Genomic DNA, 23,600 nt, shown 5'->3' with positions numbered 1-23,600 from the left:
TGCGTCTTAAAAATTGACCGGAACGCTCGAACCCGCTATTATCTTGGCTTCGTTGCGCTGCCTCCCTGGCGCAAACGAAGTTTTCGGGAGACGTGGCCGAGAGGTCGAAGGCACTCCCCTGCTAAGGGAGCATCTGGGCCAAAACCTGGATCGAGGGTTCGAATCCCTCCGTCTCCGCCAGTTATGGCGGCGAAACCCCGCAAGTCTCGGCTTGCGGGGTTTTTGTTTTTCCGGCGCCGGTTTTGGGTCCGTCCGGCGCGCGTATCGGCGATGAACGTATTGCCATACAGTTGGCTTCGATTTGCACGAACGCATTCGATTTTGTCTGCTTGCCGGTTTGTTCAGGACATCGAATTAAATGAGTTAAATGGATCGGCGTGTCTGCGCGTCGATACAGGCGATGCTATGCTCGCGTGCGTTATTGCCAGATGGGCACGGGTGTAACGAGACGTTACACCGATGACCGCACCGTGGTTTTGTGCATCAGTTATTACAATGTTGAAATACGCTAGCTGGGGAGCTTGCGCTATATTGGCTTCAACAAAACATCAACCCCAAAAGGTGAGTCCATGAAGTTCGCTCGTGTTATTGCAATGCTGATCGGGGGCCTGGCTATCGGTGCTGCGTCGAGTGCGGCTATGGCTGGCGTGAGCGTCGGTGTCAACATCGGTATTCCCGCCCCGGTTTATGTCGCTCCGCAGCCGGTCTACGCGCCGCCGCCTCCGCCCGTGGTCTATCAGCCCGCGCCTGTCTATGCGGCGCCGCCGGCCATCGTGATCGGCTGGCACGGCGACCGCTACTGGGATGGCCGCCGCTACTGGAACCGTAACGACTGGTATCGCCATCACGGCGGCTATGGCCGCGGCTATGGGGATCGTGGCGGTCCTCCGGGACACTGGCACTAAGCCAGCTTCGAGCCCGCTTTGCGCGCGTCACGCTTGACGAAGCGCGCGAACAGGCCGGGACAAGGTCAAAAGAAAAGCCGCCCTCGGGCGGCTTTTTACTTTTACGGTTGCCTGCGCAACGAGGCGCAGGCGTGCAGCATGCTGTTCGGCGTTACTCGCCGAGACCCGCCATGCCGCCGACCACGGCGTTAAAGCCTGCATCGACGTGAACGATTTCAGCCGTCACGCCGCCCGCGAGATCGGAGAGCAGGAACGCGGCCGTATTGCCGACTTGCTCGATCGTCACGTTACGTTGCAGCGGCGCATTGTGCTCGACGAAGTCGAGGATCTTGCCGAAGCTCTTGATGCCGCTTGCCGCGAGCGTCTTGATCGGGCCCGCCGAGATACCGTTGACGCGCACGCCCTTCGCGCCGAGCGACACTGCGAGATAACGCACGCTCGCTTCGAGCGAGGCCTTTGCGAGACCCATCGTGTTGTAGTTCGGGATCGCGCGCTCGGCACCGAGATAGGTGAGGGTGAGCAGCGAGGAATTCGCGTTGAGCATCGGCTGCGCGGCCCTGGCGAGCGCCGGGAAGCTGTAGGCCGAAATGTCGTGCGCGATGCGGAAATTTTCGCGCGTCATGCCGTCGAGGAAGTCGCCCGCGATCGCTTCGCGCGGCGCGAAGCCGATCGAGTGCACGAGGCCGTCGAGCGTGTCCCAGTGCTGCTTGAGGTCGGCGAAGAGCGCGTCGATCTGTGCGTCGTCGGCCACATCGCAAGGGAAGACGAGATTGCTGCCGAATTCCTCGGCGAATTCGGTAATGCGGTCCTTGAAGCGCTCGCCCACATAGGTGAACGCCAGTTCCGCGCCTTCGCGCTTGCATGCTTGCGCAATGCCGTACGCGATCGAGCGGTTCGACAGCAGGCCGGTCAACAAGATGCGTTTGCCAGCGAGGAAGCCCATGAATTCTCCTGAACAGGTTTAATGCTCCGGGCGCCGGCAAAGGCGGCGCCGCGCGGTTTGGGTAGAATTCTCTCACAATTGACACGGCACCCCGGACAAATCCCTTTCTATGACGACAGGAACGCGAGGCAGGAGAACGCGCGCGGCGCGTGGGGCAACGGTTCCTGACTGGCGGCGCGCGGCGTGGGCCGCGTGGCGTGCCTCGCGGTTCGCATCGGCGCGCGGGCTGGCGGCCGCGGGTGTTGCATTTGCCCTCGCATTCGCGGCGATGCCGTCCGCGCACGCGGTCTACGCGATCGCGCAATACGGCGAGCCGAAGTATCCGCCGGACTTCAAGCACTTCGACTACGTGAACCCCGACGCGCCCAAGGGCGGCACGCTGGTGCTCGCGAATCCCGACCGGCTGACGAGCTTCGACAAGTTCAATCCGTTCACGATGCGCGGCAACGCGGCGCCGGGCCTCGGCATGATTTTCGAGAGCCTGACGACGGGCAGCATGGACGAGGTGGCGTCGGCCTACGGCCTGCTCGCCGACGATATCCGCATCGCGCCCGATCGCTTGTCGGTCACGTTTCATCTGAATCCGCGCGCGCATTTTTCGAACGGCGATCCGGTCACCGCGGACGACGTCAAATTCTCGCTCGACACGCTCAAGAGCCGCCAGGCGGCGCCATCGATGCAGGCGTATTTCGGCGATATCACGCGCGCCGTGGTGGTCGATCCGGCCACGATCCGCTTCGAGTTCCGCACCAACAACCGCGAGTTGCCGCTCATCGCGGGCGGCATGCCGGTGTTCTCGCACAAGTGGGGACTGCGCGCCGACGGCTCGCGCATTGCGTTCGACCAGCTCGCATTCGAAGAGCCGATCGGCAGCGGCCCGTACGTGATCGCGCGTTACTCGAACGGCCGCACGATCACCTACAAGCGCGATCCGAACTACTGGGGCCGTGATCTTCCCGTGCGCGTGGGCTCCAACAACTTCGAGCAGATCGTCTACAAGCTCTATTCCGACGACGTCGCGCGTCTGGAGGCGTTCAAGGCGGGCGAGTACGACGCGCTCGTCGAGTACGTCGCGCGCAACTGGGTGCGTCGCGACGTGGGCAAGAAGTTTGACAGCGGCGAGCTCGTCAAGCGCGAGTTCCCGCAGCACAACGGCACCGGCATGCAGGGCTACGTGATCAACCTGCGCAAGCCGATGTTCGAGGACGTGCGCGTGCGCGAGGCGCTCGATCTCGCGCTCGACTTCCAGTGGCTCAACCGCATGCTGTTCTACAGCCAGTACAAGCGCATCGACAGCTGGTTCGTGAATACGGATCTGCAGGCGAAGGGCTTGCCTTCGGCAGGCGAGCTCGCGCTGCTCGATCCGTGGCGCAAGCAGCTCGACCCGACCGTGTTCGGAGCGCCGCCCGTTCAGCCGAACACCAATCCGCCCGGCTCGCTGCGCGCGAATCTGCTCAAGGCGCGCGCGCTGCTGGCCGAGGCGGGCTGGACCTATCGCGACGGCGCGCTGCGCAACGCGCAAGGTCAGCCGTTCGAGTTCGAGGTGCTCGACGATACGAGCGCTTCCGCGCAATGGGCGCCGATCATGGCGCAGTACACGCAGGCGCTGGCGCGTCTCGGCATCCGCGTGAACTATCGGTCGGTCGACTTCGCGCTCTATCAGAAGCGGCTCGACGCCTTCGACTTCGATATCACGACGATCAAGTTCCCCGACGTGCAGGTGCCGGGCGCCGAGCAGCTCGATCGCTTCGGCAGCAAGGCCGCGGGTGAGCCGGGCTCGGGCAATCTGATCGGCCTGAAGTCGCCGGCCGTGGACGCGATCCTCAAGGCGCTCATGCTCGCGCAGACGCGCGAGCAATTGCTCGACGCCACGCATGCGCTCGACCGGGTGCTGATGCACGGCTACTATGTGGTGCCGCAGTGGTACAGCGCGACGCACCGCGTGGCGTACAGGAACACGTTGGCTTATCCGGCGCAGCTGCCGCTGTACTATGGCGCGATCGACTGGATCATTTCGACGTGGTGGTTCAAGCCGCAGCACTGAATCGACGGAACGCGCAAATCATGTGGAGCTACATCGTCAAACGCCTGCTGCTGATGATCCCGACGCTGCTCGGCGTGCTCACGCTGACCTTCGCCGTGATCCAGTTCGTGCCGGGCGGTCCCGTCGAGCAGGCGGTGCGCGAGCTCAAGCGTGGCGCGGAGCAGGGCATGCCGTTCGGCATGCGCGCGCATTCGGGCGTGGACGCGCAGCAGATCGCGCAACTCAAGCAGCTCTACGGCTTCGACAAACCGCCGCTCCAGCGCTATTTCCTGATGCTCGGACGCTTCGCGCGCTTCGATCTCGGGCAGAGCTACTTCCATCATCAGAGCGTGTGGTCGCTGATCGTCTCCAAGCTGCCGGTGTCGATCAGCATCGGCTTGTGGACCTTCTTTCTCACCTATCTGATATCGGTGCCGCTGGGCATCGCGAAGGCGGTGCGCAACGGCTCGCGCTTCGATCTCGTCACGAGCCTCGTCGTGCTGATCGGCTATGCGATTCCGGGCTTCGTGCTGGGCGTGCTGCTGCTCGTGCTGTTCGGCGGCGGCACTTTCCTGCAGCTCTTTCCGCTGCGCAATCTCACCTCCGACGACTGGGACACGCTCTCGCTCGGCGGCAAGATTCTCGACTATCTGTGGCACATCACGCTGCCGGTCACGGCATCGGTCGTGGGCAGCTTCGCCGTTACGACCATGCTCACGAAGAACGCCTTTCTCGAAGAGATCCGCCGCCAATACGTGTTGACCGCGCGCGCGAAGGGCCTCTCCGAGCGCACCGTGCTCTGGAAGCACGTATTCCGCAACGCGCTGCTGCCGCTCGTCGTGGGCTTTCCGGCCGCCTTCATCGGCGCGTTCTTCACGGGCAGCCTGCTGATCGAGACGCTGTTCTCGCTCGACGGCCTGGGCCTGCTGTCCTATGAGTCGGTGGTGCGGCGCGACTATCCGGTCGTGCTCGGCACGCTTTATCTCTTCACGCTGATCGGGCTCCTGACCAAGCTCATCTCCGATCTCTGCTACGTGTGGGTCGATCCCCGCATTCAATTCGAACACCTGGAGCGCTGAGTTGAACAGAGCCCGCGCCGGCGCCGAGCCCGAACTGCGCACCGAGAGCGTGCGCGCCTTCAAGTCGCCCACGCCCGCGCGCCGGGTGTGGCTGCGCTTCAAGCAGCAGCGCCTTGGCTACTGGAGCCTGATCGTCTTCGTGATCGCGTTCGCGGCGAGCCTCGCAGGTCCGCTCTGGTGCAACGACAAGCCGCTCGTCGTACGCTACGACGGGCATCTGTATTTCCCGCTCTTCAAGGATTATCCGGAGACGGCTTTCGGCGGCGATTTCCCGACGCCCGCCGATTATCTCGACCCGTACGTTCGCCATCGCTTCGACGCGCCCGGCAACTTCGCAATTTATCCGCCGAACCCGTATTACTACGACACGCTCAATTATTTCTCGAAGGTGCCGAACCCGGCGCCGCCGTCGCGCGACAACTGGCTCGGCACCGACGCGAGCGGGCGCGACCTGTTCGCGCGCCTCTTGTACGGCTTTCGAGTTTCGGTGGAGTTCGCGCTCGTGCTGACCGCGATCGGCACGTTCCTCGGCGTGCTGGCGGGCGCGTTCCAGGGCTACTTCGGCGGACGCATCGACATCATCGGGCAGCGGCTGATCGAGATCTGGAGCGCGCTGCCCGAGCTCTATCTGCTGATCATCTTCGCGTCGATCTTCGAGCCGGGCTTCATCCTGCTGATCGTGCTGCTCTCGCTGTTCGGCTGGATCGGGCTCTCGGACTACGTGCGCGCCGAGTTCCTGCGCAACCGCAATCAGGATTACGTGCTCGCCGCGCGCGCGATGGGCCTCTCGAACTGGCAGATCATCTGGCGCCATGTGCTGCCCAACAGCCTCACGCCCGTCATCACCTTCCTGCCGTTTCGCATGAGCGGCTCGATCCTCGCGCTCACGAGCCTCGACTTTCTCGGTCTCGGCGTGCCGCCGCCCACGCCGAGCCTCGGCGAACTGCTCGCCGAGGGCAAGGGTAATCTCGACGCCTGGTGGATTTCGATGTCGACGTTCGGCGTGCTTGTCGTCACCTTGCTGCTGCTCACGTTCATGGGCGACGCGCTGCGCAACGCGCTCGACACGCGCATCTCCGACGCGATGAAGGCTGGAGGCAATCAGTGAGCGCGCTGCCGCGTGAAATCGATAAGGGCGCCACGCCGCTGCTCTCGATCGAGCATCTGAACGTGCGCTTTGGCGAGACGCTCGCCGTGGACGACATCGCGCTCGACATCGGGCGCGGCGAGCGCGTGGCACTCGTGGGCGAGTCGGGCTCGGGCAAGACCGTGACGGCGCTCGCGATCCTTCGGCTCCTGAGCGATGCGCGCATCTCGGGATCGATACGTCTTGACGGCGAGGATCTGCTCGCGAAGAGCGAGCGTGCGATGCGCGGCCTGCGCGGCAGCGACATCGCGATGATCTTCCAGGAGCCGATGACGGCCCTCAATCCGCTCTATACGATTGGCGAGCAGATTGCGGAGACCATCGTGCTGCACGACGGCGTGACGAAGAAGGCGGCGTACGAGCGCGCAGTGGGGCTGCTCGAGCGCACCGGCATTCCCGAGCCGCGCCGGCGTCTATTTAGTTATCCGCATCAACTTTCGGGCGGCCAGCGCCAGCGCGTGATGATCGCGATGGCGCTCGCGTGCCGCCCGCGCCTGTTGCTGGCTGACGAGCCCACGACGGCGCTCGACGTGACGATTCGCGGGCAGATCGTCGATCTGCTGCTCGAATTGCAGCGCGAGGAGGCGGCGAAGCCCGGCAGCGGCATGTCGGTGCTGCTCATCACGCACGACCTGAATCTCGTGCGCCGCTTCGCGCAGCGCGTGGCGGTAATGGAGAAGGGCAGGCTGGTTGAGACGGGGACCGTCGAGCAGATCTTCGCCACGCCGCAGCATCCTTATACGCAGCGCTTGATCGCCAGCCGTCCCGAGCGCAACGTGTTGCCGGTGCTGCCGATCGCGCCGGTGCTGCTCGAAGCGAAAGACGTGAGCGTCGATTTCGCGACGAAGCTGTCCGGCTTTGCGGGCTGGTGGCGGCGCGGCCGCTTTCGTGCCGTCGACGACGCGAGCGTCTCGGTGCGCCAGGGCGAGACGCTCGGGATCGTCGGCGAGTCCGGGTCGGGAAAATCGACGCTGGCGATGGCGATGTTGGGTCTGCAACGAACCGCGGGCGGGGCAATCGAGTTTCAGGGCCGTCCGCTCGCGAGCTATCGGGGCCGCGACAAGCTCGGGCTGCGCTCGCATCTGCAGGTGGTCTTTCAGGATCCGTTCAGTTCGCTTTCGCCGCGGCAAACCATCGAGCGCATCGTGGGGGAGGGGCTGGCGCTGCACCGGCCCGAGCTTTCCGTCGAGGAGCGCCGCAAGCGCGTCGTGGGCGTGTTGCGGGAAGTGGGCCTCGATCGCACGGCGCTGCAACGCTACCCGCACGAGTTTTCCGGCGGCCAGCGCCAGCGCATTGCCATTGCGCGCACGCTCGTGCTGGAACCGCGCGTGATTGTGCTCGACGAACCCACCAGCGCGCTCGACGTCTCGATCCAGCAACAGGTGTTGCGATTGTTGACGGATTTGCAACGCAAGTACAACTTGGGCTACGTCTTCATCAGCCACGACCTCGAGGTCATCGGGGCGATGGCGCATCGGGTGGCGGTGATGCAGAACGGGGCGATCGTCGAGACTGGAGATGTAACAAAAATCTTTGACGACCCCACCCACCCTTACACGCGAAAGTTGTTGAAAGCCGCGTTCGATCGCTGAACGATCGCGGAACTTAAGGGGCTTTTTTGGTGAAATTCACCAATGAGGTGCCCATCGTAATTGTTTTTTTCTATTTGTTTTGACACACAAATACTTACTGGCTAGTATCGTCCAAACTTTTCTTCTAACTCCCTGATTTACGGGCAATTTATTCCGACCCATGCAGCACCGATCCTTGACCCAGGCTTGCACGCGCGTCGTCGCCGGGATGTTCATCGGCGCACTGATGGCTGCAGCTCCCGGCGCGTTCGCCGACGAAGCAGGCAGTTTTAATCAGAACGTCTCATTTTCGCCGAGCAATTCGGCGAATTCGCAGTCGCTCTCCGCAGTTCAACCCGCGATCCCGACCACGACTCAAACCACCGCACCGGCTCCGGCCCAAGGCGGTGCGAAGTCATTTCTCTCCGGCATGGCGGGCAAGGCCGGCGACGTCGTGGTCGGCGCGCTGAACATGATCGGCGTGCGCTACCGGTGGGGCGGCAACACGCCGGACTCGGGTCTCGACTGCAGCGGCTTCGTGCGCTACGTGTTCCAGGACACGCTCGGCCTGAACCTGCCGCGCCGCGCCGAGGAAATGAGCCGTGTGGGCGAGAAGGTGAGCATGAGCAACCTCAAGCCCGGCGACCTCGTGTTCTTCAATACGATGCGCCGCACGTTCTCGCACGTGGGCATCTATATCGGCGACAACAAGTTTGTGCACTCGCCGTCCACCGGCAGCACGATCCGCGTCGACGATCTGGATAGCGGCTACTGGGAAAAGCGCTTCACGGGTGCGCGCCGGATTGAAACGTCGTTCACGCCGGATCAGCAGCAAGACCTCAAGCAGCGCGTGAGCGCGCAGTTCGACGCCAACAGCGGCAACTGATCGCAAGCCAGGGCGCAACAAAAAGCCTGCTTCTTTGAAGCAGGCTTTTTGCGTTCGGTCCGCCGTTCGGTTGGTCGCTCAGGCCGTCGCCATGCGTGCGGCGGCCAGCTTGCGCTCGAGCTCGGGAAAGATTTTCGCCGCCGCTTCCTCGCCTGCGAGTATCGCGGCGTTACGTTGCGTGAAGTCGCTGCTCGACATGGCGTTGAGGTTCGGCCGGATCACGATGTCGGCGTATTTTTCGAGTTCGTAGTTCTTGATCGACTGACCCATGATCGTGAAGGTCTGCATCAGCACGTCGAACTGGCTCTGCGTGGGCGCCGTTTCGGGGCGTGCCGAAATATCCACGGCAATCACGAAGTCGGCGCCCATCTTGCGCGCGAACGAGGCCGGCACCGGGCTCACGAGGCCGCCGTCCACGTATTCGTGGCCCGCGATGCGCACCGGCTCGAAGATCGACGGAATGCTGCACGAGGCGCGCACCGCAATGCCCGTGTTGCCGCGCTGGAACAGGATCGGCTGACCGGTGCGCAGATCGGTCGAGACCACGCCGAGCGGCCTCGTCATCTTCTCGATCGGGCGGTCGTGCAGCGTCGTGTTCAGGAAGTTCTGCAGCGCCACGCCTTGCAGAATGCCGCGCGTGCGAAACGGCATGGCCCAGTCGCTGATCGACGCTTCGTCCATCGTCAGCGCGAGCTTGTTGAGCGCGAAGCCGTTCATGCCCGAGGCGTAGAGCGCCGCGACCACCGAGCCCGCGCTCGTGCCGGTGATCAGATCGACCTGGACGTTGCGCGCCTCGAGCCCCTTGATCACGCCGATATGCGCGAAGCCACGCGCGGCGCCGCCGCCGAGCGCGAGGCCCACGCGGATCGGCCGCGGCGTTTTCGCGAGCGGCGGCGGGGCGGCCGTGCCGCTCTTGTTGTCTGCGGTCTGCGTGCCTGCGGTCGTGCAGGCGGCGAGCACGGTGGAGGCGGCCGCAAGCGAGAAATGGCGGCGGCTCAAGGAACGTGGCGACGGATTGCGGTCCAACTGCGGGTCGGGCTTCAAGTCCGGTTTCGGGTCCGGCTTCGAACTGGGTTTCAAGCAATTTCTCCAGGCGGCGCGTGCGAAGGCGATTTTCGTGTGGCGTGCGCGCGCCGCGTTTGTTCTTGCCGCCCGCCACAACGGGCGAGCGGCGCCGGCGAGGGCGTCAGCGCGCCGACATGATAAGGCAAAGCCGTGCGCGCTCACGCTTCGTGCGTGTAACGCGATGTGTCGCCGTTGCCCGAGGCGATGGATCGGTCGCGAGTCGGCCTTGGGGCGGCCATGAATCGGCCATGAATGGACCGCGAGTCGGCCAGGAATCGACCACGATCCGGCAAGCTTCGCTACGCAGCGCGCGGTGGCTGCGCCCGCGCCCACTCCCATGCGCGGCCGAACGCCCGCGCGGCGGGTATAATCCCGTCTCTAATTTTCCCGGTTTTCCGTTCGCGTTTTGCGCCTGCCGCGCCGCGCTGTGCCGTGCTCTCCCGGAGCACGCATCGCCGGGACGACGGCCTGCGTCGCGAACCTTCGCTGTCCGCCGCTGACCGAATGTGCCCGCTGCGTCGTCCGTGTCGTTGACGCCGCAGCGCCTGCCGGTCGCCGGACGGCATCGTCCTCGAGTATTCGCCCATGACCACGACCCCCGTCCGTACCCGCTTTGCGCCGAGCCCGACCGGCTTCATCCACCTCGGCAACATCCGTTCCGCGCTCTACCCGTGGGCGTTCGCGCGCCACAACAAGGGCGCCTTCGTGCTGCGGATCGAAGACACCGACCTCGAGCGCTCGACCACCGAATCGGTCGACGCGATCCTCGAAGGCATGCAATGGCTCGGCCTCGATTTCGACGAAGGTCCGTTCTACCAGATGCAGCGCATGGACCGTTATCGCGAAGTGCTCAAAGAGATGCAGGACCAGGGCCTCGTCTACCCATGCTACATGTCGACCGAGGAGCTCGACGCGCTGCGCGAGCGCCAGCGCGAGGCCGGCGAGAAGCCGCGCTACGACGGCACGTGGCGTCCCGAGCCGGGCAAGGTGCTGCCCACGCCGCCCGCAGGCGTGCAGCCGGTGCTGCGCTTCCGTAACCCGCTCACGGGCGTGGTCGCATGGGACGACGCCGTGAAGGGCCGCGTGGAGATCTCGAACGAGGAGCTCGACGATCTCGTGATCGCGCGCCCGGACGGCACGCCGACCTACAACTTCTGCGTCGTGGTCGACGACATCGACATGAAGATCACGCACGTGATCCGCGGCGACGATCACGTGAACAACACGCCGCGCCAGATCAACATCCTGCGCGCGCTGGGCGCCGAGCCGCCCGTCTATGCGCACTTGCCGACCGTGCTCAACGAGCAGGGCGAAAAGATGAGCAAACGTCACGGCGCCATGAGCGTGATGGGGTATCGCGACGCCGGTTATCTGCCCGAAGCGGTGCTGAACTACCTCGCGCGTCTGGGCTGGTCGCATGGCGACGCCGAGGTGTTCACGCGCGAGCAGTTCGTCGACTGGTTCGACCTAGACCATCTGGGCAAGTCGCCGGCGCAGTACGACCACAACAAGCTCAACTGGCTCAACAACCACTACCTGAAGGAAGTCGACAACGCGCGTCTCGCCGAACTCTCGAAGCCGTTCTTCGCGGCGCTGGGCGTAGATGAAGCGACGCTCGCGAAGGGGCCGTCGCTCGACGGCGTGGTGGCGCTCTTCAAGGACCGCGCGACGACGATCAAGGAGATCGCCGAGAGCGCCATGATGTTCTATCGCGAGCCGCAGCCCGAAGCGGACGCGCTCGCGCAGCACGTGACCGGCGCGGTGCGTCCGGCGCTCGCCGATCTCGTCGTCGCGCTCAAGGGCGCGGAGTGGACCAAGGAGGCCATCTCGGCCGCCTTCAAGACGACGCTGGGCGCGCACAAGCTCAAGATGCCGCAGCTCGCGATGCCGGTGCGCCTGTTCGTGGCGGGCACGACGCATACGCCGGCGATCGACGCGGTGCTTACGCTGTTCGGCCGCGATGCAGTCGTGAGCCGCATCGAGCAGGGTCTCGCGAAGGGCGCTTGAATCCATGGCCAGGAGAGTGCGTAAAAATATTTGAAGAATTTTCGCTCTGGCACTAGCGTCGGGGACAGAGTTCTTGTAGTATTCGGGCTCCGTTGAACACGGAGCGCGAAACAGCAGCAAGTTTCACGCAAAGAGCGCTTGAATCGAGCAACGATGTTTCGCCAAAACGTCGAAGCGATGAAAAAAAGATTCAAAACGCTCTTGACGAAAGCGAAATTGATGTTTAAAATCTCGCTTCTGTTCTGCAAGGGGGTATAGCTCAGCTGGGAGAGCGCTTGCATGGCATGCAAGAGGTCAGCGGTTCGATCCCGCTTACCTCCACCAACAGAACAACGTAGTATGTAGCAAGGCATTATCTGAAAAGATCATGTCCCCTTCGTCTAGAGGCCTAGGACATCACCCTTTCACGGTGAGTACAGGGGTTCGAATCCCCTAGGGGACGCCAGACATGAGCGTCGTCGAGCAAATCGTAATGATATCGGCGAGGCAGCAGGTGGGAATCAACCGACGCCCATCTGTGTATGTCGAAACTGGAGCGGTAGTTCAGTCGGTTAGAATACCGGCCTGTCACGCCGGGGGTCGCGGGTTCGAGTCCCGTCCGCTCCGCCAGATAGAAGCCCGTTCAGAATCCGTGAGCGGGCTTTTTAGTTGAAGTGTTATAGGCGTAAGCCTGTGTTGTCCCCTTCGTCTAGAGGCCTAGGACATCACCCTTTCACGGTGAGTACAGGGGTTCGAATCCCCTAGGGGACGCCAAACAAAATGCGGCGCCAAAGAAGTAGTAAGGCGACGCCGCCAGCGGGTTCTAACCGACCGCCGGTGCAGTAAAGCAGGACTGGAGCGGTAGTTCAGTCGGTTAGAATACCGGCCTGTCACGCCGGGGGTCGCGGGTTCGAGTCCCGTCCGCTCCGCCAGATTCGATCTGCCCAGGGTATCGGGTGGCATGTGGTTCAAGGCGCAAGCCTGTGTTGTCCCCTTCGTCTAGAGGCCTAGGACATCACCCTTTCACGGTGAGTACAGGGGTTCGAATCCCCTAGGGGACGCCAAATAAAATGTGGCGCCATCAAGTAGTAGTAAGGCGACGCCGCCAGCGGGTTCTAACCGACCGCCGGTGCAGTAAAGCAGGACTGGAGCGGTAGTTCAGTCGGTTAGAATACCGGCCTGTCACGCCGGGGGTCGCGGGTTCGAGTCCCGTCCGCTCCGCCAGAATCAAAGCCCGCTGGAAGTTCCAGCGGGCTTTTTCTATTTCTCCTTCCCCCTTCAAATCCTCTCCAATCCTCGCGGATACGGACAAACGGCCATTGCCTGAGCGGGCGCGTTATCGTAGCGTTGTCGGAACTTTCGAATTTCCGCGTTGCCCGCCATGTTCGCACCGAACGACATCCCGTCGCGCTTTCAGCTCCGTCACGCCACCATGGACGACTTCGAGTTCGCCGAGTCGCTGACGCGCCGGAACATGGGCGGCTATTACCAGCGCCATCATCTGATCTGGCGCGGCGATCTCTTTCTGGCCAGCTACCGCGAATCGGAGAATTTCATCCTCGAACTCGATGGCGAGGCCATCGGCGTGCTGCGCGTCACCCAGGAGGGCGATTCGCTGCACATCCGCGACGTGCAGATCGCCGAAGGCTATCGCGGCAACGGCGCGGGGACCTTCCTGCTCGACATGTCGCATCGCTGGGCGCGCGAGCGCGGGCTGCGCGAGTTGCAGCTGCGCGTGTTCGTCGACAATCCCGCGGCGCGGCTCTATCTGCGCATGGGTTACCGCGTGGCGGGGCCGCGCCTCGCGCGCCTCGGCTCGATCCGTCATATGACGCGGCAGGTCTGACGAATCTGCGCGAACAATTCCCCGTGGCAGAGCCCGCTTGCGTCTATCGGGCGCGCGTTCAGGCGTCGTGGCGCGCGCTCTTACCGCGCTGATTCGATGGGCGCCGCCGGAATCGGTACGTCGTTCGTCACGTCTTCTTCGTGCGAGTCGTATTCGCGCTCGCCCGTGCCTCGCGCAATGAACGCGCGCGGGCTCTCGCCGAACGCACGCCGGAACATCGCGGAAAACGCGCTCTGGCTCTGGTAGCCGAGCTCCTGCGCCACGATGGCCATCGGCTTGCCCTGGTTCAGCAGCGGAATCGCGCGCGCGAGGATCGCCTGCTGGCGCCACTGTGAAAAACTCACACCGAGCTCCTGCCGGAACAGCCGCGCGATCGTGCGCGTGCTCGCGCCCACGTGCGCGGCCCAGTATTCGAGCGAGCCGGGGCCGGCCGGATCGGCGAGCAGCGCCTCGCACAGCGAGCGCAGACGCTTTTCCACGGGCATCGGCACGGAGAGCGGCAGCGGCGCCGAACGCGTGATCTCGTCGAGCGCGACGGCTCCCAGCAGGCGCTCGCGCGCGGGGCGGATGCCGCGCTCGTCGAACGCGGCGATCGCCTCGCGCAGCAGGCCGGAGACCTCCACCACGCGGCATGCGTCGAGCCCAGGCGGAATCACCGAGGCATCGACATAGAGCGTGCGCAGGAACGCGTCCTCGACGATCACGACCTCATGCGTGATGAACGGCGGTACCCAGATCGCCCGCGAAGGCGGGACCATCCACGTCGTACCCGGCGTGGTCATGCGCAGTACCCCGCGCGAGGCATAGGCGAGCTGCGCCCACGCGTGCGTATGCTGCGCGATGCGCACGCCGGCGCCCATCGGCCGCGAGCGTACGCGGATGGGATGCGCGGGCGCCGGCTCGAATTCGGGCGGAATGTCGGCGAGCTCGGCGGGAAGCGTGGCGGCGGGCGAGGAGAAAGGCATGGCGGGTCGGGGCGTTGCTCACCGCATCATTGTAGGCGCGCGCGGATGTCGTCGTGCGAACGTGCCCGTCGGCTTGGGCGCAGGCGCATAATGCTGCCGGATTTATCGCTGGCGCATATTGGGCGCATTCTGGACGACGTCCTCCCGGCGATGAGGCGAGCGGCCGGCCCTACGGCCCGCTCGCCGCACGAGGTATCGGCAACAGGCAATCAGGAGCAAGGAGCACAAGCCATGAAGTACGTATTCATCTACGGCACGCTGCGCGCGGGCGAGATCAACGACATCAATCTCGCGGCGGCGCGCCATGCGATCGGGCAGCCGCGTCTCATCGGCCGCACGGCGGTGGCGGGCCGTCTGTTCGACTTCGGAACGTATCCGGGGATGGTGGTCGATGCGCAGGCCGAGATGGTGGTCGGTGACGTCTACGAGGTCGACGATGCGCTCGTGGCCGTGCTCGACGAAATCGAGCAGGTCTATCCCGGCGTCGATGGCCTGTTCGTCTCGCAGAGGGTGAATCTGGAAGTGGCGGGCGAACGGCTCGAATGCCTGTTCTATCCGGTCGCGCATCACGCGGTGAAAGGGCGTCCGCAGATTCACGGCGGCGACTGGGTCGCGCACCGTCTTGGGCGCTAGACACGCCACACACTTCGAACACGCGCGCTGCGCAAGCACGCGGCGCAGAAACACGAAGGCCCGGCGGAGTGAATCCGCCGGGCCTTTTTCATCGACTAATCGTCAAGCAGAACGAACGATCAGATCTCTTCGTAGAGCGGCAGCGTCAGGAAGTCGACGAAGTTCTCCGACGTCGACATTTCTTCGAAGATCTGCGCAGCGCGCTCGTACGGCTTCGTATTGCCGCCGACCGAGGCCTTCACCTTGTCGAGTTCCTGCGGGATCAGTTCGCGCACGAGCTCGGCCGTGACCTTGCGGCCGTCGTCGAGCTTGCCCTTGGGCGAGCGGATCCACTGCCAGACTTGCGCACGCGAAATTTCCGCGGTGGCGGCGTCTTCCATCAGGTTGTGGATCGGCACGCAGCCATTGCCTGCGAGCCACGAGCCCAGGTAGTGGATGCCCACGTTGATGTTGTTGCGCAGGCCCGTTTCGGTGATCGGCGCTTCGGGACGGAAGTCGAGCAGGTCCTTGCTCGTCACGTTGACGTCGGGGCGCTGCTTGCCGATCTGGTTCGGCTTGTCGCCGAGCACCTTCACGAACTCTTCCATCGCGATGGGCACGAGGCCCGGGTGAGCCACCCAGCCGCCGTCGTAGCCGTCGGTGGCGTCGCGCGCCTTGTCCGAGCGCACGCCGCCCATGGCCTTGTCGTTCGCCGCGGCGTCGTTCTTGATCGGGATCAGCGCGCTCATGCCGCCGATGGCCGGCGCATTGCGCTTGTGGCAGGTCTTGAGCAGTTCGAGCGCATAGGCGCGCATGAACGGCACCGTCATGGTGATCTGCGAGCGCTCCGCGAGGCAGAAGTCCTTGTCGTTCTTGAACTTCTTGATTGCCGAGAAGATGTAGTCCCAGCGGCCGGCGTTCAGGCCCGAGCTGTGTTCGCGCAGTTCATGGAGGATTTCGTCCATCTCGAACGTGGCGAGGATCGTTTCGATCAGCACCGTGGCGCGGATCGTGCCGCGCGGGATGCCCACGCTTTCCTGCGCCGCGACGAAGATGTCGTTCCACAGGCGCGCTTCGAGGTGGCTTTCCATCTTCGGCAGATAGAAGTACGGGCCGGTGCCGCGCGAGAGCAGTTCCCTGGCGTTGTGGAACAGATAGAGCGCGAAGTCGAAGATGCCGCCGGAGACGCGCTGGCCGTCGACCGTCACGTGCTTTTCGTCGAGGTGCCAGCCGCGCGGACGCACGATCAGCGTGGCGGTCTTGTCGTTGAGCTTGTAGGTCTTGCCGTTCTGCTCGAGCGAGATGGTACGGCGCACGGCGTCCTTGAGGTTGAGCTGGCCCGTGATCTGGTTGTCCCAGCCCGGCGCGTTCGAGTCCTCGAAGTCGGTCATGTAGGAGTCCGCACCGGAATTCAGCGCGTTGATGATCATCTTGCGCTCGACCGGGCCCGTGATTTCGACGCGGCGGCATTCGAGATCCTTCGGCAGCGGCGCGATCTTCCAGTCGCCTTCGCGGATCGACTTCGTTTCCGGGAGGAAGTCGGGGCGCTCGCCGGCGTCGAGGCGCTTCGTGCGTTCGACGCGCGCCTTGAGCAGTTCCTGCCGACGCGGCTCGAACGCGCGGTGCAGCTTCGCGACGAGTTCGAGTGCTTCGGGCGTAAGGATCGTTTCGAAGCCGGGCTTGATTTCACCGGTGATCTGCATGCCTTGCGGCAGTTGCAACGTGTTCGCCATGATTGCTTGCTCCTTGGTCGGTCAGACTTTGAATGTGGTTGGTTGTAATAGCCGTGCCGGTCAGGACGATTTCGTCGCGCGCCCGGGCTGGGGCGCGGGGCGGCTTCGCTCTGCAGGCACAGCGGTTTCGAGAAAGGCGGCGAGTTCTGCCATGCCGCCGCCGGTACCGTGCGGCGGCACGCCGAGTTCTTCGGCGGGCAGTCGCTGGCGGTTGATCCAGAATGTGGTGTAGCCGAACCAGCCGGCGCCCGCGGCGTCCCAGCCGTTCGACGAAACGAACACGATGTCGCGCGGCGCGGCGTCGAACGCGGCCGTGCCGAGCGCATACGCGGCCGTGGCCGGTTTGTAGGCGCGCACGGCGTCGACCGAAAGTACGTGATCGAACAGGCCGTTCATGCCGGCGCTCTTCACCGCGATGTCGAGCATCTGCGGGTTGCCGTTCGAGAGGATGGCGAGGCCGAGGCGCGTGCCGTCCGTGCCGGGCTCGCGCAGGCGGCGCAGCACGGGCAGCACGTCGGGGAAGGCCGAGAGGCAGGTGTACTCGTCCATCAGACGCTTTTCGCCCGCGCCCGAGAGCGACAGGTTCAGGCGCCGCGCCGCGTAGTGCAGCGCGTCGAGCGTGATGTCCCAGAAGGGGCGATAGCGCGCGCCAGCGGGGTCCGAGAGCGTGCGCAACTGCGTGTATTCGATCTGCTTGGCGCGCCAGAGCTGCGAGAGCGCGTCACCGTGGCCGGGGAACATCTGCTCGGCTACCGCGACGACCGAATGCACGTCGAAGAGCGTGCCGTACGCATCGAAGATCACAGCCTTGGGAAATCGCGGTGCCGCGGATTGTGCCGTGCCGGGTGTCGCAGTGGGTGTCGTTCTGGCCGACATAGCCTTGCACTCCATCATCAGAGGTCGGGTTGAATTGTATTCATGAGCCCCCACACGGAAAAAGACGGGAATGATCACTTGATCTTTTACTTTTACCCACCTAATCTGACGATCAGGCAGATTTTTGCCATCAAGCGCGTTCTGTAATTCTGTTTTTCTCGTTTTCCGATGGATCGCTTCAAACAAATCGAAACCTTCGTCAATGTCGCCGCGAAGGGCAGCCTTTCCGCGGCGGCGCAGGCCGAGGGCGTCGCGCCCGCGATCATCGGCCGTCGCATCGACGCGCTCGAAGAGCGGCTCGGCGTGAAGCTCTTCGTGCGGACCACGCGGCGCATTACGCTGACCTTCGAGGGCTCGGCGTTCCTCGAAGACTGCCAGCGCATCATTCACGACATGCAGAACGCCGAGGCCAGCGTCTCCGCGGGCGGCGTGAAGGCGAGCGGGCACCTGCGCGTCTCCGCGCCGGCCGGCTTTGGCCGGCGTCACGTCGCGCCGCTCGTGCCCGATTTCACGTCCGCGCATCCCGATGTGACGACCACGCTCGACCTCTCGGACCGGCTCGTCGACCTCGTCAACGAGGGTTTCGACTGCGCGGTGCGGCTCGGCGAGCTGCCCGATTCGTCGCTGGTCTCGCTCAAGCTCGGCGAGAACCGGCGCGTATGCGTGGCGTCGCCCGCCTATCTGTCGCGGCGCGGCGCGCCCGAGACGCTGGCCGATCTCGCGCGCCACAACTGTCTCGCGCTCGGCGCGAGCAGCGCCAACCAGCAGCGCGGCTGGACCTTTCAGCAGGACGGCAAAGTGGTGTCGATACGCGTGTCCGGCACGATGGAATGCTCGGACGGCGCGGTGCTCCACGAATGGTGCCTCGAAGGCTATGGCCTGGCCTGGCGCTCGTGGTGGGAAGTCGGGGAGGACATTGCGGCGGGACGGCTCGCAAGCGTGCTCGACGCCTACGCCGCGCCGCCCATCGGCATTCACGCCGTCTTTCCGCAGCGCCGCCACTTGCCGTTGCGCGTGCGCCTCTTTCTCGACTTTCTCAAGCATACCTACGGTCAGCCGGGTTACTGGGGCCAGGATTGAATGACCAGCGCACTGGCATGGGGCGCCAGCGCCGGATTCATCCGCGTTTCCGATATGGGGAGATGCCCGCATGCGCGCCGTGCGCCGATTATTCGCGCACTACAATCGATTTCAGGGCTTCCCGGCGCGGGGTTTTTCCTGGCGCGTGGCGCGTCAGCGAGCGCGTCCAGACCCGCAGATCAATATCGAAGGACGGAGGGCGCCATGTTCAAGCACATTCTCGTGCCGACCGACGGCACCGATCTGTCGAAGAAGGCCATCGACGGCGCAATCGATCTTGCGCGCACGGTGGGCGCCCGCGTCACGGCTTACGCGTGCCTGCCGCAATATCCGTACTCGCCCTACGCCGACGTCGTGATCGAGCTGCCCGGCGATTTTCAGACCCGCAGCGAGCGGGAGGCGCGTATCCATCTGCAGGAAGTGGAGGCGGCGGCGCACAGCGTGGGCGTCACGTGCGACACCTGCACCAGCGTGCATCCTTCGCCTTACCTCGGCATTATCGAAACCGCCGAAAATTGCGGCTGCGACGTCATATTCATGGCTTCGCACGGGCGGCGCGGTCTGGGCAGCCTGCTGATCGGCAGCGAGACGCAGCGCGTGCTCACGCATACGAAGATTCCGGTGATCGTCTATCGCTAAGCGCGGCCGCTTGCGGGTCCGTGCCTGATCTCGTGATCTGATTTCGGGCGCTCGCCCGGACCGCGGTCGGCGCATGGACATGCACGGCCGATGTCCATGCGCCTTCCTTGGTTTGCCTCGTCGCGCTTGTGATGCTTTTCGCGCGATGACTGGCGCCCGTCCGGCGGTGGCGGCGTCCGGCGCGCCCCGCCAAGGACATGCGAGCCGGCCGCCGCGCCGTGCGTCCGGCGCCAGAAAAGGGCAGGGGGACGCGCCCCCCGCGTGTGGTCTTACGCCACTTTCTTGTCGAAGAACTGCTCGTCTTCCGTCGAGCCGTGCAGGGCGGTCGTCGATGCATCGCGCTCGACCGTCTGCGTCACGGCGTCGAAGTAGCCCGTGCCCACTTCGCGCTGGTGCTTCACGGCGGTGAAGCCCTTTTCGGCGGCGGCGAACTCGGCCTGCTGCAGCTCGACAAACGCGCTCATGTTCTGGCGCGCATAGCCGTGCGCGAGGTTGAACATCGAGTAGTTCAGCGAGTGGAAGCCCGCGAGCGTGATGAACTGGAACTTGTAGCCCATCGCGCCCAGCTCGCGCTGGAACTTGGCGATCGTCGCGTCGTCGAGGTTCTTCTTCCAGTTGAACGACGGCGAGCAGTTGTACGAGAGCAGCTTGCCCGGGAATTCCTTGTGGATCGCTTCCGCGAACTTCTTCGCGAACTCGAGATCGGGCTTGCCCGTTTCGCACCAGATCATGTCGGCGTACGGCGCATAGGCGAGGCCGCGCGAGATCGACTGCTCGAGGCCGTTACGCGTGCGGAAGAAGCCTTCCACCGTGCGCTCGCCCGTGAGGAACGGGCGGTCGTTGTCGTCGATGTCGGAGGTGACGAGGTCGGCGGCTTCGGCGTCGGTGCGCGCGAGCAGCACGGTCGGCACGCCGCAGACGTCGGCCGCGAGACGTGCGGCCGTCAGCTTGGCGATGTTTTCGCGCGTCGGCACGAGCACCTTGCCGCCCATGTGGCCGCACTTCTTCACCGAAGCGAGCTGGTCTTCGAAGTGCACGCCCGCGGCGCCCGCTTCGATCATCGCCTTCATCAGTTCGAACGCGTTGAGCACGCCGCCGAAGCCGGCTTCAGCGTCGGCCACGATCGGCTGGAAGAAGTCGGTGTAGCCTTCGTCGCCGGGGTTCTTGCCTTCGGACCACTGGATCTGGTCGGCGCGCGTGAGCGTGTTGTTGATGCGCTTGACCACTTGCGGCACCGAGTTGGCCGGGTAGAGCGACTGATCCGGGTACATTTCGCCGGCGACGTTGGCGTCGCCTGCAACTTGCCAGCCCGAGAGGTAGATGGCCTTGAGGCCGGCCTTGACCTGCTGCATGGCCTGGTTGCCCGTGAGCGCGCCGAGTGCGTTGATGAACGGCTCGGTGTTCACGCCCTTCCAGAGCTTTTCGGCGCCGTTCTTCGCGAGCGTGTGCTCGGGCTGGATCGAGCCGCGCAGGCGCACCACGTCTTCAGCCGTGTAGTTGCGCTTGATGCCCTTCCAGCGCGGATCCGTTTCCCATTGCTGTTGGAGTTGCTGGGCTTGCTGTTGACGAGTCGACATGGTGTGCTCCTTCGTAGACCGGGTAAATGAGCTGATAAATGAAGCGCTGATCGGAACTGCTGAACCACTGAGCTTCGCGAAGGGGGGCACCTGGAGGACTGCGTCGGGGTGTTTCGTTTCGCGAACTCTTATATAAGAGTCTAGGCAAATCGATCGCCCCGCAACAGACAGGCAATGAGGAATTTTCGTGTTTTTTAATCAAATAAAATCAATAGCTTATGATGTTCGTTCCGCGATAAGAAACGCAATTTTCCATCTTGCAATGAGCGTCTTTGTGCCGCGCAGCACGATTTTTTACGAAGCAAAAAAATTTTTCGTATCGTGAAATCCTGGCTGCGGGCAAAAAAAGACCGGTGACGAAGCACCGGTCCTTGATTTCGACGTTAGTCGGCGAGCGGAAACTGCGTTCCGCCCGCGTACGTCGGCTTAGCTGTCGCGACGTGCGCCACGCGGGCCGTCGTTGCGGCGCGCGCCGTAGCCGCCTTCGCGCGAGCGGCCGAAGCCTTCGCCACGCGGCTGGCCGTAGCCGCCACGATCGCCGCCGCCGCCTTCGCGGCGCGAGGCGCCGTAGCCGCCTTCACGCTGGCCATAGCCGCCGCGCGAGCCTTCCGAGCGGTTGCCCCAGCTGTTGCTGTTGCCGTTGCGCTCGCCGCCGTTCGAACGATCGCCAAAGCTGCGTTCGCCCTGGGGACGGTCGCCGAAGCTGCGCTCGCCGCCGCGGTTGCCATAGCCACCCGGCTTGCCGTTGCCGTTACCGAAGCGACGGCCACCACCGTTGCCACCGCCCGGACGGCCACGGCCGCCAAAGCCGCGGTTCGCGGGCGGCGCCTTGCGCGGCTCGAAGCCTTCGATCACGTTGACGGGCAGCGGCGAGCGCACGAAGCGCTCGATGCGCTTGAGCGCGCCTTGCTCGGCGTGATGCACGAGGCTCACGGCGATGCCCGAACGGCCCGCACGACCGGTACGGCCGATACGGTGCACGTAGTCTTCGGCGAACTTCGGCAGGTCGTAATTGAAGACGTGCGTGATGCCGGGGATGTCGATACCGCGCGCCGCGACGTCGGTCGCGACGAGCACGCGCACGCGGCGCTCGCGCAGCGCACGGATCGTGCGGTTACGCGCGCCTTGCGGCAGGTCGCCGTGCAGGGCGGCCGTTTCGAAACCGGCGTCGGCGAGCTTGCCGGCGAGTTGATCGGCGTCCATCTTGGTCGCCGTGAACACGACGGCCTGGTCGAGCTTTTCGTCGCGCAGCAGATGGTCGAGCAGGCGATCCTTGTGATCGCGGTCGTCCACGTAATGCACGGTCTGCGCGATGTTCGAGTTCGCCTCGACCTTGCGCACGATCTCGATACGCTCCGGATCCTTGAGCAGGCGGCCCGTGATCGACGCGATCTTGCCGTCGAGCGTGGCCGAGAACAGCATCGTCTGACGCGTTTCGGGCGTAGCGGCCACGATCGTGTCGATGTCGTCGATGAAGCCCATGTCGAGCATGCGGTCGGCTTCGTCGAGCACGAGCATCTTGAGTTCGGACAGGTCGATGCGGCCGCGCTCGAGGTGATCGAGCAGACGGCCCGGCGTCGCCACGAGAATCTCGGGGTTCTTCGCGAGCAGCATGAGCTGCTGGCCATAGGCCACGCCGCCGAGAATGCTGACCGTGCGCAGACGGCGCAGATGCTGGCCGTACGTCGAAGCGGCCGTGGTCACCTGCATGGCGAGCTCACGCGTGGGCGTGAGAACGAGCAGGCCGGGGCGCGCGACCGGCTGCGGACGGCGCTGGCGGCGGTCGCCCTGGCCTTGCTGGCCTTGGGGACGCGGCTCGCGCGGTTGAGCGGCTTGCGTCTTTTGCAGCTGCGCGAAGCGCTCGATCGCGGGCAGCATGAAAGCAGCGGTCTTGCCCGAACCGGTCGGGCTGGAGACCAGCAAATCGCGGCCGGCGATGGCGGCAGGAATGGCGCGTTCCTGCACGGGCGTCGGGGCCTTGTAGCCCGCCGCGGTCAGCGCGGAGACGATCTCCGGCGACAGACCGAGCGATGCGAACGTCGGGCCTGCGGGCGTCTCGTCGGCTTGCACGGCGGCTTCAGGGGAAGCGGCGGCGGCGTCGAGACCGAGGGCGTCGTTGGCAATCGCGTCGAGGGGGCTTTGGGTATTGCTCGAAGTCATGAAAATCCTTGGTACACAGGAAATAGAACGTCGGCGCCAATCGGCATACCCAAGTCGTTAGATCGTGCAAACAAATCGAAAAACGGGGGCAATCCGCACCACGGAAGGGCGGATTTTTCGTTAGAAGCTGTTTTGGGTGCGGTTCAGGCCGGGATTGGCCAGCCGCCAGCCTGATATTGACGGCCCGAAAAACAGGGCCATGGCAGGAGGGGACAGGTTCTAAACTGGATTGGAGCTTAACGCTACGAGGCGTTTTGCTGATCGCAAAGGCGACCGGAGCGCAACGCAGCGCGTATTGTATCTCGTTTTGCTGCAGCGCGCCAGCGGTCTTTGCACCTATGTGTGAGGCGCGACAAGGGCGGCTGCCAAGGTGCAATAAGGAGAAAGGGCGCGATCAGGATGAAGCCGAATCGCGAGCGGCCCGGCGCGTGGCGCGGGCCGTGTGCGGTGCAGCAGTCCGTTTCTTCGCCGCTTTCGTGGCTTCTCGCCGTTCCTTTCTCGCCGATC

18 protein-coding genes and 8 tRNA genes are annotated in these 23,600 nt (G+C 64.3%); 19 read left to right on the top strand and 7 right to left on the bottom strand.

Features of this window, described 5'->3' with window-relative positions:
- Positions 1-86 precede the first annotated feature (86 nt).
- Both U5775_RS11175 and U5775_RS11170 read left to right on the top strand, forming a co-directional pair.
- Positions 87-180, top strand: a tRNA-Ser gene (locus U5775_RS11175).
- 389 nt (positions 181-569) lie between these two features.
- Positions 570-905 carry a hypothetical protein gene (locus U5775_RS11170; protein WP_322058198.1) on the top strand — a complete coding sequence of 112 codons (336 nt, stop codon included), beginning with the start codon at positions 570-572 and terminating at the stop codon, positions 903-905.
- Positions 906-1,056: 151 nt separating this feature from the next.
- Here the strand turns inward: U5775_RS11170 and fabI are convergent, their stop codons facing one another.
- Positions 1,057-1,848: an enoyl-ACP reductase FabI gene (fabI, locus tag U5775_RS11165; protein ID WP_322058197.1), complete on the bottom strand. Its 792-nt coding sequence runs from the start codon at positions 1,846-1,848 to the stop codon at positions 1,057-1,059.
- Between the two features lie 109 nt (positions 1,849-1,957).
- On the opposite strand from fabI, the gene U5775_RS11160 reads away from it, so the two are divergent.
- From U5775_RS11160 to U5775_RS11140, 5 genes are all read left to right on the top strand, one after another.
- Complete coding sequence (locus tag U5775_RS11160; RefSeq protein ID WP_322058196.1) at positions 1,958-3,892, top strand: extracellular solute-binding protein; 1,935 nt, start codon at positions 1,958-1,960, stop codon at positions 3,890-3,892.
- A 20-nt stretch (positions 3,893-3,912) separates the two neighbouring features.
- Positions 3,913-4,950, top strand: a complete 1,038-nt coding sequence (locus tag U5775_RS11155; RefSeq protein ID WP_322058195.1) for a microcin C ABC transporter permease YejB — start codon at positions 3,913-3,915, stop codon at positions 4,948-4,950.
- Between the two features lies 1 nt (position 4,951).
- Positions 4,952-6,058, top strand: a complete 1,107-nt coding sequence (locus tag U5775_RS11150) for an ABC transporter permease (protein WP_322058194.1) — start codon at positions 4,952-4,954, stop codon at positions 6,056-6,058.
- Complete coding sequence (locus U5775_RS11145) at positions 6,055-7,689, top strand: dipeptide ABC transporter ATP-binding protein (RefSeq protein WP_322058193.1); 1,635 nt, start codon at positions 6,055-6,057, stop codon at positions 7,687-7,689. Before U5775_RS11150 ends, U5775_RS11145 begins: the two co-directional genes overlap by 4 nt.
- Before the next feature lie 160 nt (positions 7,690-7,849).
- Entirely contained in the window at positions 7,850-8,554 is a 705-nt protein-coding gene (locus U5775_RS11140; RefSeq protein ID WP_322058192.1) for a C40 family peptidase, read from the top strand.
- A gap of 78 nt (positions 8,555-8,632) precedes the next feature.
- Here U5775_RS11140 and U5775_RS11135 read toward each other — a convergent pair whose 3' ends face one another.
- Positions 8,633-9,598 (bottom strand): patatin-like phospholipase family protein, encoded by a 966-nt coding sequence (locus U5775_RS11135; RefSeq protein WP_322058349.1) that lies wholly within the window; start codon positions 9,596-9,598, stop codon positions 8,633-8,635.
- A gap of 606 nt (positions 9,599-10,204) precedes the next feature.
- On the opposite strand from U5775_RS11135, the gene gltX reads away from it, so the two are divergent.
- The 9 genes from gltX to U5775_RS11090 all read left to right on the top strand — a co-directional run bounded on the left by gltX (position 10,205) and on the right by U5775_RS11090 (position 13,451).
- Entirely contained in the window at positions 10,205-11,626 is a 1,422-nt protein-coding gene (gene gltX, locus U5775_RS11130) for a glutamate--tRNA ligase (RefSeq protein WP_322058191.1), read from the top strand.
- 248 nt (positions 11,627-11,874) lie between these two features.
- Positions 11,875-11,950 (top strand) — tRNA-Ala (locus U5775_RS11125).
- Between the two features lie 45 nt (positions 11,951-11,995).
- Positions 11,996-12,071 (top strand) — tRNA-Glu (locus U5775_RS11120).
- A gap of 87 nt (positions 12,072-12,158) precedes the next feature.
- Positions 12,159-12,235: transfer RNA gene (locus U5775_RS11115), tRNA-Asp, on the top strand.
- A gap of 68 nt (positions 12,236-12,303) precedes the next feature.
- Positions 12,304-12,379 (top strand) — tRNA-Glu (locus U5775_RS11110).
- Positions 12,380-12,460: 81 nt separating this feature from the next.
- Positions 12,461-12,537, top strand: a tRNA-Asp gene (locus U5775_RS11105).
- A gap of 56 nt (positions 12,538-12,593) precedes the next feature.
- Positions 12,594-12,669 (top strand) — tRNA-Glu (locus U5775_RS11100).
- A gap of 83 nt (positions 12,670-12,752) precedes the next feature.
- Positions 12,753-12,829 (top strand) — tRNA-Asp (locus U5775_RS11095).
- Between the two features lie 157 nt (positions 12,830-12,986).
- Positions 12,987-13,451 (top strand): GNAT family N-acetyltransferase, encoded by a 465-nt coding sequence (locus U5775_RS11090; protein WP_322058190.1) that lies wholly within the window; start codon positions 12,987-12,989, stop codon positions 13,449-13,451.
- 80 nt (positions 13,452-13,531) lie between these two features.
- Here the strand turns inward: U5775_RS11090 and U5775_RS11085 are convergent, their stop codons facing one another.
- The gene (locus U5775_RS11085) at positions 13,532-14,416 is read right to left on the bottom strand and encodes a helix-turn-helix transcriptional regulator (protein WP_322058189.1); all 885 of its coding nucleotides are present in this window, start codon (positions 14,414-14,416) and stop codon (positions 13,532-13,534) included.
- A 231-nt stretch (positions 14,417-14,647) separates the two neighbouring features.
- Here U5775_RS11085 and U5775_RS11080 point away from each other — a divergent pair, with 231 nt between their 5' ends.
- Positions 14,648-15,049 carry a gamma-glutamylcyclotransferase family protein gene (locus U5775_RS11080; protein ID WP_322058188.1) on the top strand — a complete coding sequence of 134 codons (402 nt, stop codon included), beginning with the start codon at positions 14,648-14,650 and terminating at the stop codon, positions 15,047-15,049.
- Between the two features lie 119 nt (positions 15,050-15,168).
- Here U5775_RS11080 and aceB read toward each other — a convergent pair whose 3' ends face one another.
- Positions 15,169-16,761 carry a malate synthase A gene (gene aceB, locus U5775_RS11075; RefSeq protein WP_322058187.1) on the bottom strand — a complete coding sequence of 531 codons (1,593 nt, stop codon included), beginning with the start codon at positions 16,759-16,761 and terminating at the stop codon, positions 15,169-15,171.
- Between the two features lie 60 nt (positions 16,762-16,821).
- Complete coding sequence (locus tag U5775_RS11070) at positions 16,822-17,637, bottom strand: haloacid dehalogenase type II (protein WP_322058186.1); 816 nt, start codon at positions 17,635-17,637, stop codon at positions 16,822-16,824.
- A gap of 168 nt (positions 17,638-17,805) precedes the next feature.
- Here U5775_RS11070 and U5775_RS11065 point away from each other — a divergent pair, with 168 nt between their 5' ends.
- Together U5775_RS11065 and U5775_RS11060 are read left to right on the top strand one after the other, a co-directional pair.
- The gene (locus U5775_RS11065) at positions 17,806-18,717 is read left to right on the top strand and encodes a LysR family transcriptional regulator (protein ID WP_322058185.1); all 912 of its coding nucleotides are present in this window, start codon (positions 17,806-17,808) and stop codon (positions 18,715-18,717) included.
- 204 nt (positions 18,718-18,921) lie between these two features.
- Positions 18,922-19,356, top strand: coding sequence for a universal stress protein (locus U5775_RS11060; RefSeq protein WP_322058184.1), 435 nt, complete (start codon positions 18,922-18,924; stop codon positions 19,354-19,356).
- Positions 19,357-19,625: 269 nt separating this feature from the next.
- Here the strand turns inward: U5775_RS11060 and aceA are convergent, their stop codons facing one another.
- On the bottom strand, positions 19,626-20,933 hold the full coding sequence (gene aceA, locus U5775_RS11055) for an isocitrate lyase (protein ID WP_322058183.1): 1,308 nt from the start codon (positions 20,931-20,933) through the stop codon (positions 19,626-19,628).
- A 426-nt stretch (positions 20,934-21,359) separates the two neighbouring features.
- Positions 21,360-23,093: a DEAD/DEAH box helicase gene (locus U5775_RS11050; RefSeq protein ID WP_322058182.1), complete on the bottom strand. Its 1,734-nt coding sequence runs from the start codon at positions 23,091-23,093 to the stop codon at positions 21,360-21,362.
- Positions 23,094-23,600 lie beyond the last annotated feature (507 nt).

The organism is Paraburkholderia sp. J63, assembly GCF_905220245.1.
Lineage (GTDB): Bacteria > Pseudomonadota > Gammaproteobacteria > Burkholderiales > Burkholderiaceae > Paraburkholderia.
Note: the sequence above shows the minus strand (reverse complement) of the source record. Positions and strands in the feature narration are given on the sequence as shown.